The 14,488-nt window shown below is 39.9% G+C and carries 11 protein-coding genes and 1 pseudogene; 9 read left to right on the forward strand and 3 right to left on the reverse strand.

Annotated features, from left to right (window positions below; genetic code table 11):
* Positions 1–98 precede the first annotated feature (98 nt).
* Positions 99–1,520 (reverse strand): sulfatase family protein, encoded by a 1,422-nt coding sequence (locus tag LNTAR_RS01685; RefSeq protein WP_007276886.1) that lies wholly within the window; start codon positions 1,518–1,520, stop codon positions 99–101.
* A gap of 197 nt (positions 1,521–1,717) precedes the next feature.
* On the opposite strand from LNTAR_RS01685, the gene LNTAR_RS01690 reads away from it, so the two are divergent.
* The 8 genes and pseudogenes from LNTAR_RS01690 to LNTAR_RS28400 all read left to right on the forward strand — a co-directional run.
* Complete coding sequence (locus LNTAR_RS01690; protein ID WP_007276887.1) at positions 1,718–2,746, forward strand: 3-keto-disaccharide hydrolase; 1,029 nt, start codon at positions 1,718–1,720, stop codon at positions 2,744–2,746.
* Positions 2,747–2,755: 9 nt separating this feature from the next.
* Positions 2,756–4,042 (forward strand): c-type cytochrome, encoded by a 1,287-nt coding sequence (locus LNTAR_RS01695; RefSeq protein ID WP_007276888.1) that lies wholly within the window; start codon positions 2,756–2,758, stop codon positions 4,040–4,042.
* On the forward strand, positions 4,042–5,466 hold the full coding sequence (locus LNTAR_RS01700; protein WP_007276889.1) for a DUF7133 domain-containing protein: 1,425 nt from the start codon (positions 4,042–4,044) through the stop codon (positions 5,464–5,466). Before LNTAR_RS01695 ends, LNTAR_RS01700 begins: the two co-directional genes overlap by 1 nt.
* An 85-nt stretch (positions 5,467–5,551) precedes the next feature.
* The gene (locus LNTAR_RS24890) at positions 5,552–6,274 is read left to right on the forward strand and encodes a type II secretion system protein (protein ID WP_007276890.1); all 723 of its coding nucleotides are present in this window, start codon (positions 5,552–5,554) and stop codon (positions 6,272–6,274) included.
* Between the two features lie 196 nt (positions 6,275–6,470).
* Positions 6,471–7,076: an RNA polymerase sigma factor gene (locus LNTAR_RS01710; protein WP_007276891.1), complete on the forward strand. Its 606-nt coding sequence runs from the start codon at positions 6,471–6,473 to the stop codon at positions 7,074–7,076.
* Positions 7,077–7,082: 6 nt separating this feature from the next.
* Positions 7,083–9,143, forward strand: coding sequence for a protein kinase domain-containing protein (locus tag LNTAR_RS01715; RefSeq protein WP_007276892.1), 2,061 nt, complete (start codon positions 7,083–7,085; stop codon positions 9,141–9,143).
* 199 nt (positions 9,144–9,342) lie between these two features.
* Positions 9,343–10,800, forward strand: a complete 1,458-nt coding sequence (locus LNTAR_RS01720; protein ID WP_007276893.1) for a sulfatase family protein — start codon at positions 9,343–9,345, stop codon at positions 10,798–10,800.
* Between the two features lie 27 nt (positions 10,801–10,827).
* Positions 10,828–11,076, forward strand: a pseudogene (locus tag LNTAR_RS28400) (alpha-L-fucosidase); the annotation flags it as partial.
* A gap of 98 nt (positions 11,077–11,174) precedes the next feature.
* Here LNTAR_RS28400 and LNTAR_RS01725 read toward each other — a convergent pair.
* Entirely contained in the window at positions 11,175–12,215 is a 1,041-nt protein-coding gene (locus LNTAR_RS01725; protein WP_007276895.1) for a DDE-type integrase/transposase/recombinase, read from the reverse strand.
* 38 nt (positions 12,216–12,253) lie between these two features.
* Positions 12,254–12,565: a transposase gene (locus LNTAR_RS01730; protein WP_007276896.1), complete on the reverse strand. Its 312-nt coding sequence runs from the start codon at positions 12,563–12,565 to the stop codon at positions 12,254–12,256.
* Between the two features lie 363 nt (positions 12,566–12,928).
* Between LNTAR_RS01730 and LNTAR_RS01735 the strand changes: the two genes are divergently transcribed.
* Positions 12,929–14,437, forward strand: a complete 1,509-nt coding sequence (locus LNTAR_RS01735; RefSeq protein WP_162026338.1) for a sialate O-acetylesterase — start codon at positions 12,929–12,931, stop codon at positions 14,435–14,437.
* Positions 14,438–14,488 lie beyond the last annotated feature (51 nt).

Consider the following 14,488-nt stretch of genomic DNA (forward strand, 5'->3'; position numbering starts at 1 on the left):
AATACATCCATGGATGCATTATTGACCGCAAATGCCAAGCTGGTGCTTGGCGATCCCAGGCTTTCTCTAGGCCGAACTTAATGTGAATGAAATGAGCTCTATTGATTTTCCTTGAGTTTTCTTTGATCCATAAACTTTTTGAATTCCTTGTACATCTCCTGAGCTCGCTCTGGATGAGAGGGTGCAAGGTCATTTTTCTCTGCTAGATCGGAACTCAGATTATAGAGTTTAAATTGACTCATTTTGAGTGAGTCAAATTCTTTCTTCCCGCCTGACGAAATGAGTTTCCAGTCACCCATGCGAATACTTTCGCGCACCACCATTGAGGGTCGACTCTGCTTTTGATTTAAGTTAATTAGATTCTTATAAAAACTAAAGCTATCGGGCGCGACTTGGGGATACTTTTCTTTGAGATCAACCTTGAGCAATTCTGCGATTGTCGCAAAGATATCGGTAGCATTGATGACAGCCTTACTTTGTGAATTCACGGGGATTATCCCCGGCCACTTAGCAATAAAAGGCATGCGATGTCCCCCTTCATAGCTACTTGCTTTTGCCCCACGCATCGGCCCCGATGAGTGATGCCCCTGCTCAGCCATGAGATAATGGGCTCCAGGGCCCGTACCATTATCACTCGTAAAGATTACAATTGTATTTTTCTCGAGTCCTGTATCTTTTAGGGCTTGATTAATTTGCCCCAGTTCATCATCCATTTGCATGACAAAATCCGCGTACACGCCGAGCCCACTCTTTCCCTTAAAATTCTCACTTGGCACCCAGGGTTGGTGAGGTGCTATTGAAGCGAAATAAAGTAGGAAGGGCTGTTCTTTTGCGGACTTCGCATATTCTTGAATGAGGCCCACAGCGTTTTCGCTCAAGCGGGGGCTCACATCTTCGAGCTTTAAATCTTTAGGGACGGCAATTTTATACTTGGATTTTTGACCTGAACCTCGAATTTTATCTACCTCAACAAACTCTGAGGAAACTTCTTGAATTTTGCGATTTTTGATGAAACAAAGAGGTGATGAACTGGCTGAGGAAGCCAAGCCAAAAAAGTAATCAAAGCCACAATCTAGTGGACCTCCACGCAAATCTTGACTTAAATCCAAGCTCTTACTTTTATTCTCGAAACCCAAATGCCATTTGCCCACCATCCAAGTCTCATAGTCCTCGACCTTCAGTAAATCTGCTAGCGTCATTTCATCTTTGTGAATGATGGGACGCCCCGTTTTCAAAAGAGTATTAAACACCCCCGTACGAACAGGATTTATCCCCGTCAGCAAGCCATAGCGTGAGGGCGTGCAAGTTGCTGAAGCGGAGTGTGCATCAGTGAAACGCATGCCCTCTTCTGCAAGACGGTCGATATGAGGCATTTTTATTTTAGATTGGGAATTGAAAGCCCCACAATCACCATAGCCCAAGTCATCGGCTAAAAAGATAACTATATTTGGCTTCTCCCTTCCAAATAATGGTAGCGCAAGTAATAGAAGGCTTGTAAGTAATTTAAAAAAACGATTCATATATATCCTATTTATTAATTGAAATAACTTACAGATTCATTTTCCATTTGTTACATAAAAGGTAAAAGCTGATGCCACAGAGGCGGATAAAAACTATCACAATTAGGAAATGATCTTTTTTTTACTTTTTCATGTAACAAGACCCTTTACCCTTTTGTCTGATATCGTCAAGATAATCAATTAACAGGAAGAAATAAATGAAATATTTAGGCATTTTACTATTTTTATTGAGTACATACTCAATCGCTCAAGACAAAGGCATTTGGACTGATCCAGCACTAGTTCAAGAACTGACAGACTATCAAATACAAGGCGATTACAGAGCTGCTTCGTATGGCGCCCAAGTCATTGCTTTAGGTGATAATTACTATTCAGCTGTCGTTTACAAAGGTGGCCTTCCGGGTGATGGTTGGGATGAAAAAAATAAAACAATTTTAGATGGCAAACAAGAAGGTGACAGCGTCGAATTCAAATCTTCCAAGGCACCCAAAAAGTATTATGCACCCAAAGCAGAGCAGTTCTCGCCAGTCAAAAAGTTCCCTCCTAAGGGGCAACAACAGGCTAGCGGCTCAATTGTCAAAAATGTCTTTGAAATAACTCTCAAAGGCGAAAAATTTGAACTCAAGAAAATTAATCGTACCAGTCCTACCATGGGCGCTAAAGCACCCGAGGGCGCCGTTGTTTTATTTGATGGCAGCAATATCGAAGCCTTTACAAAAGGTCGGATTGATGCAAAAACAAAAACTCTGCACACCGATGCTAGGGACCTTTACACAAAAGAAAAGTTCAATAATTACACTCTACATATAGAATTCATGACCCCCTACATGCCTTCTTATCGCGGGGCTAAACGCGGCAATAGTGGAATTTATCATGTCTGGGATTACGAATTACAAATTCTCGACTCCTATGGCCTCGACGGAGTTCATAGTGAATGTGGTGGGATTTACAAAACGCAGGCTCCTCGTATCAACATGTGCTTTCCTCCTCTTACCTGGCAAACTTATGATGTGGAATTCACTAATTCAGTCTTTAAAAATGGCAAAAAAATTAAAAGCGCATTTATTACTGTGAAACACAATGGAGTGCTCATTCACGATAATACCGAAATTCCTGCAAAAACTGGCGGCTCACGCAAAACTCCAGAGGGCCAACCTGGTCCCTTCCGTTTACAGGGTCATGGCAACAAAATTCAATATCGCAATATCTGGCTCATTAAAAAGTAGGTTCTCACCATGATTAAAACATTATTTTCAGTACTCAGTTTATCTCTCTTCTCCTTATCAGCGCAAGATGCTCAATCAGTTGAGCGAGGCAAAGCTCTATACGATAATATCTGCTTTTCTTGTCACGGAAAAAACCTTGAAGGCGGCGTCGGCTTTAACCTCAAGGATCACGAATGGATTCACGGCAATAGTCCCCAAAAAATTAGTGAAACAATCAAAAAGGGTTTCCCTGACAAAGGTATGATTGCTTTTGGAGCCCTCTACAATGATGCGCAAATTCAGGATATCACTAATTTCATTTTATCACGCCAGGAAGGACTACGTGACCTGAAATATAAAATCTATCACGATGTGACAATTGAATCCGGCATTGATTGGGACAAACAAACGCCGAGTAAAACTGGTCAGAGCAAATTACCTTACCCTAATTTCCAGCTTCCTGAAGTGGACCAATTTGCCATGGCCTATAAAGGTAAACTCATTATCCCCAGCCATGCAGCGGGCTCCTTTAAGCTCGTTGGTATGTTTCGCCAAACAGAGGGTTTTGAACTCTATATTGATGGAGAAAAAATCAATCTTAACTTAGATAAGCGTAAGCGCTTTAAGGAAAGTATACAACTCAGTGCTGGCGCCCATGACTTTGACTTACGTTTTATCAAAGTTTTTCGCTTTGCGAGCTTCAACATGGATCTCATTGGAAAAGTCAGGCTTCCACTTGCGATTGATTCCTACCGTCGCTCCATCAATAAAGCCCACGTTGTTGAAGCAGGGGAGTCATTTAAAATCATTCGCAAACGCATAAAAAATTATGCCGCTGAGAGCATTGCGGTTAATCATGCCGATCGCAGCACCTATATCATTGATCCCAATAGCGCGGGCATCACTGCTTTTTGGGAAGGCAAGTCACTCGACATTGGGCCCAACATTAATGAACGAGGCCAACACGACTCTCTCCCCCTCGGCAAAACGCAAATTAAACTTGGCGATGCCATAAAAGCTCAAATAAATAATGCGCCCACTCAATTAGCCTACCGTGGTTATTCGTCCCACCCTCAACCCAAATTCATCTTCTCTGATGGTAAGTCCCAACTTGAAATCACGAGTCAACTCGCTGGTCCATCTTTGCTATTGACTTATGCCTTAAAAAACTCGAAGCAAGCTAAATTGAGTTTAAGCCTTCCGACAGGATTAAAAGTCAGCTCAAAAGACGGCAAAATAAATGGAAGCGCTTTTATTCCAAACCCCGATAAACAAAACCAATTCACAATCGCAATCCCCGTAAAGGAGAAAAAATAATGAAATACTTCATCTCCTCACTCCTATTACTCACTATGGCTATGAGCTCTATGGCCAATCCCAAGGGCTATAGTATTCAAACTATTGAAACACCCCCGAATGTTCTCTTTCACATTACCGGCCTGGATACCGATAAAGATGGCAATATGTACTGTGCCACACGCTATGGTGATGTGTGGGTCTACAAAGTCCAAAATAAAACCTGGCACAAATTTGCCGAAGGGCTGCATGAACCCTGCGGACTTTTGATCGAAAACGATGGCTCCTTAGTCGTAACTCAAAAACCAGAAATGACGCGCCTCATTGACTCCAATAAAGATGGCAAAGCCGACCTCTACATCCCACTCACGAGAGAGTTCAAGTTTCACAATAACTACCACGAATTTAACTTTGGTGGCGTAAAAGATAATGACGGAAATTACATTGGCACTCTCGGCACTGCTGCTGGTCCAACTGCCAAAGGCCTCAAACTCAGTGCCATGGCAAGTTTAGGTGATTGGCGTGGATGGGCCTACAAAGTCTCGCCCGAAGGGAAATTCACACCCATTGCCTCCGGTCTACGCTCTCCTGCGGGCTTGGGCAGAAACCCTGCCGGCGAAATCTTTTACACCGATAATCAGGGTGACTACGTTGCCACCTCTACCATGCATCAAATCCTGCCTAATAAATTTTATGGACACCCGGTTTCTCTACAGGATCGTGATGATTTTACTGTTGATCAACTCAAAAAAATGACGGATGAAGAATTTGATGCGATTCGTACCTTACCCGTCGTTTTTATTCCTCAGGAAGAAGTCGCCAATTCTCCTGGCAACCCCGAATGGATTGATAATTCGGGTAAATTCGGCCCCTTTAAAGATCAGTTCTTTGTCGGTGACCAAACTCGCTCTAACATTTTTCGCGTCACGCTTCAGGAAGTCAAAGGTCGCTACCAAGGCTGTGTGATTGACTTCATCTCTGGCCTCCAATGCGGTAATATCCGCCTCAAATTTGACAAAGACGGGGCCCTCTGGAGTGGTCAAACAAGTCGCGGCTGGACCTCACGTGGTTCAAAAACTTTTGGCCTGCAAAAAGTCGTCTGGGATAAAAAGACCATGCCCTTCGAGATCCTCGATGTAAAGCTCACCAATTCCGGCTTCACTGTTCAGTTCACTGAAAAAATTAATGAAAAATCAATTGATCAGACCAAGATCTCCCGCTGGTGGTATGAGTACTCCAGAAAATATGGCGCCCCAAAAAGTGACTTGGAAGACATTAATGCGAGCTCTGTAAAACTAGCCGCCGATGGTAAAACTTTGACTATCGACTGCCCCCTCGTCAAAGAAAAAGTTTACTGCTTGGACTTTAGTGAAATCAATAACTCCAAAGGTGAAAAACTCGGCAACACCAAAGCCTATTACACCATCGTAAATCTCTTAGATTAAGCAAATCAATCAAATAATTTCACTTTTGCTGTAACAGCGCATTTGAATCCTTGTCAGTTAGTAAAAACTAACAAGGATTAAGAAGATGAAGACAAAGTTTACACTCATTGAACTGCTGGTTGTCGTCGCTATAATCGGCATCTTAGCCAGCTTACTCTTGCCATCTTTGGGTAAGGCAAGAAAAAATGCAAAGAAAGCCTCATGCATTAATAACATGAAGCAATTAGGTATAATTAATTATTTATACTCTGATGATAATAATGATTACTTTCCCGCTAGAGACAGAAACAATCATATTTCTTACGACGATTTTTTAGCGGGATACGACACGAGAGAAAGCCTAACTACAGCAGAAATGCAAGCCACTTCAGCACCAGGAGCTGAAATGTATGAATGCCCTTCGAGTATTTTTACAGTAGAGAATAAAAGGTCCTACGCCATCAATGGCAAAGGCAATGGCGCCCAATTAAAATTCCTAGGTATTTCAGGGAATGCTCCCTCCCCGAATAGTAAAAAGATTAGTGCAATTAATCAAAGTTCATCGACCATTGCCTATGGAGAAACAGGGGGAAGCAGCAGTATCATGGGCAGTCGAAATAATGACATTACCATTGCTCATTTTATGAACAACTCTCTTTTCGTTAGCTTAACTCATGGAGGTAAAGAATACCACGACTCTAAGAGCAATTACCTAATGGTTGATAGTCATGTTGAAAGCAAAGCATTCAATTCGACACTAGTGAATTTAGGGGGTGGCATGGCTACTACAGATGACGTCACTGGCTCATACTGGGATGCAGAAAAGTAAGTATAAAGCAGGAATATGAATCACCAATTGATTAATTTTTTCCACTAACCTTTTTGTAACAAAGTTATTAAAAACCTTGTATGTAAAGTAAACGCTCGAAAACAACAATAATAGTACGATGTTCTTGGACTTAAACTTGCTTTGAACTTTGTCGACAACATATAGTTAGTCATTTACAAAAAACAGAGACCACATTTTGAAGCATACTGATAATACGCGCCATACACTCCTGCAAAAAATTAAAGACCCCAACAATGAAAATTCTTGGGAGGAGTTTGTGGAATACTACTCAGGCTACATCTACGTCATTATCAGGAATTTCCGAGTCGACATTGAAGATTCAGAGGACCTCATGCAAGACGTTTTGATAAAAGTTTGGAAAGGCATACGCACTTATGATCCAGCGGCTCAAAGAAGTAAATTCCGGACTTGGCTTTGCAGTGTGATTCGCAACACCGTCTTTAACTTCCTCAAATCAAAATCAGTCCGCAATTCCAAACAAAATATTTCCTACAACGATGCACTCGAACAAATGAATTTGGTCAACGAGGCCGAAGTGGATAAGATAGCCGAAAAAGAATGGCAAAACTATATTGCTAACCTCGCATGGAAAAATATAAAAAATGACCTTAGCGAGATGAATCGCAATATCTTTGAGGACTCATTAACAGAAACTTTCAGCAATGCCGACTTAGCTGAGAAATACAGCATTGCCGAAGCGAGTGTTCGCGTTTACAAAATGCGCGTTAAGAAAGCCTTATCCAAAGAAATTGTCCGTCTCAATACTGAACTTAGCTGGTAAACACGCATGCGTGAAGAAGAGAACTTCTTTGAGAATATTAACGATCTATTTATTCAAGCTTTTGAAACAGATCAAGGCTCCTTAATCAACTCCCTACAATTTGAAGGAGACAATTTTGTAGAATACGAAACCTATAGTGAGGGCGGGATAAAGGAGATTTCTCTTTGTACGGATCGTCGCACGGGTAGACGCGTAGCAATGGCTTTTCTCAAGGATAATACTGACCCTCAAAAAACTGAAGCTTTCCTAAGAGAAGCGAAAATAAATGCTGCACTTCAGCATCCCAATATTGTTCCCATTTATGAAATGGGTATTGATGGAGACAAACCCTGGTTTGCCATGAAATTTATTGCGGGCAAATCTCTAGCAGACATAATTTTGAAAACTAAAAGTCTTGAAGAACCTGATTTAGATTTCACCCTTAATCAAAGACTCGATATCTTCATGAAAGTTTGCGATGCCATTGCCTACTCACATTCTCTTGGAGTACTTCATCTGGATATAAAACCCGATAACATACGCATCAGTAACTTTGGTGATGTCGTCGTATGTGATTGGGGTCTGGCCGATATCGAGGCAACTATTTGCGACGAAAAACTTCTTGAGTTTTGTACCATTCTTGAACACGACATTAATAATCAAACCTTAGATGGCTCAGTTAAAGGTACTCCTGGATATATGGCTCCGGAACAAACGTCTTTAGTCAAATACCGCAAAGCTTGCCACACTGACATTTTTTCACTGGGCACATTACTCTACTCATTACTTACTCTGGAAAAGCCTTTCAAAGGTTTTGATATTAATGACATCATCAAAAAAACAGCTAAATGTGACTTCATAGAGCCCTCCAAACTTGATGTAAATATCCCTGAGTCCCTTGAAGCCGTATGCCTCAAGGCCATGCAACTTAAACCCGAAGATCGCTACCAAAGTGTGGAAGATCTTCAAAAAGACATCGAAGCCTACCGCAATGGTTTTGCGACCTACGCAGAAAATGCCTCTTTATTTAAACTTATAAAACTCATGATTTATCGCAATAAATTAAGGAGTTGCTTGCTGTTTAGTCTAATGTCCTTAATCGTCATTCTTGGTTTTGTATTTGTACGTAATTTGGACCTATCAAAACAATTCATTCAAAAAGAAAATGAAAAACTCCTTTTAGAACAGGAATTATACCGTCAAAGAGGAAAAGACTCGGCTCCACTTTTTTTAGAACAGGCGGAGCAGAGCCTGAAAATCTTTGCTCTCGATAGCGCCATGCATTTCTGCAAGGAAGCTCTCGAGCGTGATGATCAATTAAAGAAAGCTTGGAAACTGAAAGCCTTGCTCCATTTTGCCAATGAAGAATATCAACTTTGCATTAAAGCATTTGAGAGTGCCAATATCAGGGAAGGCCGTCTCTATAAACTGGCGAAAACTGCAAGAAACTTAGAACTCGAAAATTCTGATAAAAATAAATTAAATGTACGCAAAGACATTCTCCAACGCCTACATAAAGTCAAAGACATGCCGACTTTTTCACTTCTTCTCCACAGTATAGTTCACAAAGAAATGCCAATTGAAGATCGGCTAGACTTATGCCGCTTTGTCATTGATTTAAGACACAATCGCCCCAAAAATGAGCCCTTTAATTTTTCTTACGACCCAAAAAATCAAACCTTGGATATATCTAATAATCCCTGGATCAAAATTGCTCACTGTCTGCAAAATTTCCCTGCAAAAACTATTAATGCCTCAAACACTTCTATAAGTCGTGGTAGTAATTTTAATAATTCCCCAGTGGAGTCTCTAGATATTAGCAATACTCAAATACTTGAACTTAAAAGCCTTAAATGCAAAAACTTAAAAGAACTCTACGTGTCCGGCAACATAATTCACGATATATCTCCTTTAGAAAATTTGGAACTAGTTACTCTAGATATAAGCCACACTCCCATTCGCTACCTAAACTTCATTCCCAAATTCACTCATCTCAAGAATCTTATAATTCACAAAGGCCAGTTCAATAAAACTCAATTTAGATGGAAAAGACCTGACTTGGAAATCATTACTAAACCACGCAATTAAAAACCTACTTCTTGAAAATTTTAAACTTTTTTCAAAAAAAACGCCAGTAAGAGCTAGAGTTTAAAGATATTACTCTGAACAGGGCATAGGATTTTATGAGTAAATCAATCAAATTTATAGAAAGAAAAATTGGTCAAAGTTTAAGAATTAGACTGCTGATTTTGTAACATAATTTATCAACAACAAGGAAACACTTACTATGTCCTACATTAAACTGATCCTCTTTTTAAGCTTTTCTTTATTGGCTTGTGCAAATAAAAAACCCAATTTCATATTTTTTATTTCAGATGATATCTCCCAAAGTGATTTTGGCTGTTATGGGCATCCAATTATCAAGACTCCGTCAATCGATGAACTAGCTCAAAAAGGCATGCGTTTTCACAATGCCTACCTTACAACAAGTAGCTGCAGTCCCAGCCGTTGCAGTATAATCAGCGGCCGCTATCCTCATAATACCGGTGCGCCAGAACTTCATATGAAATTGCCAGATGACCAAATTCGCTTTCCCGAACTACTTAGAAAAGCAGGTTATTACACCCTTCTTTGTGGCAAAAACCACATGTTTGGAGACCAAGACCGAGCTTTTGACAAGATAACGAGAGGCGAGGGCCCTGGGAATGAAAAAAATTGGGTTCCCAACCTTAAAGAGCGCCCAAAAGACAAGCCCTTTTTCTTTTGGTATGCTTCTTCAGATGCCCACCGGAGCTGGCAATTGAGTGACCATGCTCCCAAATATGATGAGAATAAAGTCATCGTTCCGCCCTACATGTATGATGGCCCTGAGACACGCAAAGATCTTGCCCAATATTATCATGAAGTTAGTCGTTTTGATCATTTTATCGGCTTGGTTGTGGAAGAACTTAAATCACAAGGAATTCTCGAAAATACAATGCTGATTGTCGCTTCTGATAATGGTCGCCCCTTCCCAAGAGATAAATCGCGACTTTATGATAGCGGTATAAAAACTCCCTGGGTGGTTCATTTCCCTCGAATAATTAAAGAAAAAAAGGTCACTCAAAGCTTGATAAGTTCAATCGACCTAAGCGCCACGTGTTTGGAATTAGCTGGGGTCGAAATCCCCGAAAACATACAGGGCAAAAGCTTTCTACCCATTCTAAAAAATCCAGAGACAAAAGTCCGCCAAGTCATTTTTGCTGAACATAATTGGCACGTTTATAAAAACCACGAACGCATGGTTCGCATTGGGGATTTTGTCTACATTAAAAACAACTACCCCAATCAAATGAATCTATCTTACGAATCAGACACGAAATACCCTGCTGGAAAAGAATTATGGCTTGCCCATGCAGCGGGAAAAACCTCCAAAGTTCAGCAGCAAATTTTTGCTAATCCATGCCCAGAAGAAGAACTCTACAAAGTTAGTCAGGATCCCGACCAACTCAATAATCTGGCTTCAAATCCAGAATACAAAACACAGTTAATCCAAGCACGAGAAATGATTCAATTATGGACTGAACAGACGGGAGACAGCATTCCCAAAAAAACTACGCCTCATCGACATGCTCCACCAAAAATTAAAAATGGTAAAATAATCCCGTCACCAAAATATAAACTGAAATCACCCCACGCCGAATGGCCTGGCCAATCAAAGCAGGCTGATAAAATTAATCATCCCGGACCAATAGTTTTGCCCTAATTTCCACCTTTTTATAACAATTGGAAAGATGCATCACAAGTCTATGAAAAACTTAAAGATGTTAATACTAAGGGAGGGAATCTGCTCCTAAATGTAGGTCCCGATGGTAACGGTGTAGTTCAAGATGAAGCAATCTCCATCCTTTTGGAAGCTGGCAAACTACTAGAAGCGAATCCAATCAAAAAAAACAAGCCGACTATGGTTACAGCACCAAGATTTGCAAAAAATTACAAAGCTAAAGCCAAAAAAGCAGTGGATGCTACTCCGGGACTTTAAATTTCATAGGTGAAATAAATGTGCTTTGTATTGGTTCAGCGGAAACCTATAAATCGAAAAATCGTTTTTAATTGATTAGGCTAATCATTTCTAGCACTTCAATGTTCGTGTTCAAGTTCTTTACGGCATAACGTCGCTTCGCTCCGACCTTCGGCACTTATACGTAAATTTCTTGAGCACTCCATATTCGTACTTGTTAAGGATTGTTCGCAAAACAAAGAGTTTTGCAAGATTTGATTTTTTTCGGCTCTTTCTTTTCTCCTATTTTCTAACTTCTGATATCGCTTTAGATGTATTTCTTTTTGACGACCGTTAAGCATGTCATCAGGAGTGACATAGCCAATTGCACTGTGTAAACGTTCTCTATTGTAGTACTCGATATAATTTGAGATGATCCGCTTAGCATCATCGTAGTTGAAAGGAACTTTTCGTCGAATACAATCTTCTTTAATCGTTTTATGAAACCGTTCCAATTTACCGTTGCTCTGAGGGTAATACGGTGATGTAGTAACATGAGATAGTCCATTGTCAGATACAAAAGTTTTGAATTCTTTACCTACAAACTGCTTCCCGTTATCTGTAATGAAACGTGTTTGTTTATCTGGATATTTTTCTATCGCAGCCTGCTGTACAATTCCTACATCGGTGTCTTTCATACTCTCTCGTAAATCCCAATAAATAATTGAACGGCTGTAGCCATCTAAAACGCAAATCAAGAAATAGAAGACTCCTTCGATTTTGATGTTTGCAATATCCATATGCCAATGTGCATGTGCTTTTGTAGGCGGATCAAAGCCTGAGCCTTTTTTGCTTGATTTAGTGTTCCATGAGCGAATACAGTCAGCTTTCTTAAGAACTCTATAAACACTGGATGAACTTGTGTATACAATATCTTGATCGATCATCATATAGGTACATCGACGGTAACCATCGGTTTCATGTTCACGATAAAATTGAATAATCTTTTCTCGTTCCCATTCTTCTAACCAATGACCACGTGGAATTGCCCCGTTATGATTATTTTGTTTACCATACCGCATACGCCAATTATTCAGTCTACCAGAACTTAAACCAAGACCTCCCAAGAAAAATTGATCAGGCAGGTTGGTATGTCTTTTTTTATCATTTATGAAATCCACAATTTCATCTCGCAGATTAGGCTCAACCCAACGATTTCTCAGGTTTCCCCAAGTTTTTTTTTGAAGTCAACATATTCACTCATGATCTCAGATATCACTTGATCTTTTTTAATTAGTTGATCCTGGAGCTTATTAATCTTCTTCTCTGATTCTCGTTGCTCTATGGCTTTATCGCGTTTGAATGCAGAGGCGCCATTTTCAAAGAATACCTTTCTCCATTCTGCAAACACATTCGGATGAATTTGTAATTCTTCACATATTTCGGATGATGGGATATCTTCCAGGAAATGGCGTTTGACAGCTAAAGCTTTTTGCTCAGCACTAAATGTTCTTCTCGTTTTTTTACTCATTGATCTCTCCGTTTGGGATTAATATAGATCAATTAAAAACTTTCTCTTGTTTTATCGATTCCAACTGAAGCGTGACAGCTTCAAAGGCAAGCATTAACTTTGAGCGTTTAAATTTAAGCTTAGTCATAAATTTGTTTACAGAAGCCATTAAAACCTAAGTAAGCTTTAAAAAATAGATTGAAACTTAATGAATGACTTAATTTACTAAGTTTTATATTTAATAAAGTGTAACAGCAGTCAATTAACTTGGTCTATAATAATTAAAAGCTTCTCTAGGCCAAGAAAATTATCATTCGGAAAATACTAATGAAATTACTGACTTTTAAAATAACCCTGATTATAAGTATGGTATCCACAATAGTCATGGCAGATATTAAACCTGCTCAGCTCTTTGTGAATCATATGGTTATTCAAAGAGATGTAAAAGCACCAATATGGGGGACTGCTGAACCAGGGGAACAAATAAAGCTAACAGCTAGTTGGGGAGCAACTGCCGAAACGATTGCCGACAAAGAAGGTAATTGGTTAGTTAAACTACAAACTCCTGAAGCGGGTGGTCCCCATTCCATAAGCTTCTTAGGTAAAAATCAGATTATTCTCAAAGACGTTTTAAGTGGAGATGTATGGTTATGTTCAGGTCAATCCAACATGGGCTGGCCCATTGCTAAATCTAAAAATGCAAAATTAGAGATTGCTCAGGCCAATTTCCCTCTCATAAGAAGTTTTAAAGTCGAAAGAAATCCTTCCCTGCAAAAAACTAAAGTCGTACAAGGTGAATGGCAGGTTTGTTCGCCAGCAAGTGCTGCGGAGTTTTCAGCCACCGCTTACTTCACAGGACGCAAACTCCACAAAGAACTCAACATTCCAATTGGCCTACTAACTACTTGCTGGGGGGGCACATGCGTTGAGGCCTGGACTCCATGGTCCGATCAATCAGATGATTCATTTGCTCAAAATAGAAAAAACCTCTTGGATGAAAAAGCCGAGTCTTACACTCCCGAAAGTGCAAAAGCCAAGTACGAAAAAAAGTTGGCTGAATGGAATAAAAAAGTTAGTCAAGAGACAAATAACAAAAAGCGTAAACCACGTAAACCTCAACTCCAAACAGATCCACAATTAGACCAAAACTACCCCGGGAATCTATACAATGGTATGTTGTATTCACTCATCCCATATGCAATAAAGGGTGCAATTTGGTATCAAGGAGAAAACAACTCTAAAAGTATTGCTTCTGCAAAACATTATCGCTATCAATTAACTCAAATGATCAAAAGTTGGCAAAAATCTTGGGAGTGGGAGTTCCCATTCTACTGTGTTCAACTACCAAATTACAAAAGCCCTCAATCACAACCAGTGGAAAAAAATAATATTTGGCCCTTTATCAGAGAAAGTTTTATTTTTACTACCAAAAATGCACCAAATACCTTCACAATTTGTACTATTGATTTGGGAGAAGCTAAGGACATTCACCCCAAGAATAAACAAGATGTGGGCAAGCGCATGGCATCCACGATTCTCAATAAAACTTTCGGTAAAAACACTCCTACTACACCAATTATGAAATCTTATGAAATCACAGATGATAGGGTTATCATAAATTTTGATTACTCAGGATCCGGATTGCTAGCCAAGGGCGATAAACTCAAGGCCTTTGCGATTGCCGGAGAAGATAAACAGTTTGTTTGGGCTGATGCGGTCATTGTTAATAAAAATGGCATCGAATCTGTGGTAGTTAGTTCCTCAGCAGTTAAGAAGCCCGTTGCAGTACGCTACGGTTGGGCTGACAACCCCGTGAATTGTAACTTATATTCCAAAGAAGGTTTTCCCGCTTCGCCATTTCGCACAGATAATTGGGAATTGAACTCTAAGTAAAAATCCGACATATATCCAAATTACACAAATTAAAATTCTATTGAAAGGTAA

The organism is Lentisphaera araneosa HTCC2155 (genome assembly GCF_000170755.1).
Classification (GTDB): Bacteria; Verrucomicrobiota; Lentisphaeria; order Lentisphaerales; family Lentisphaeraceae; genus Lentisphaera; species Lentisphaera araneosa.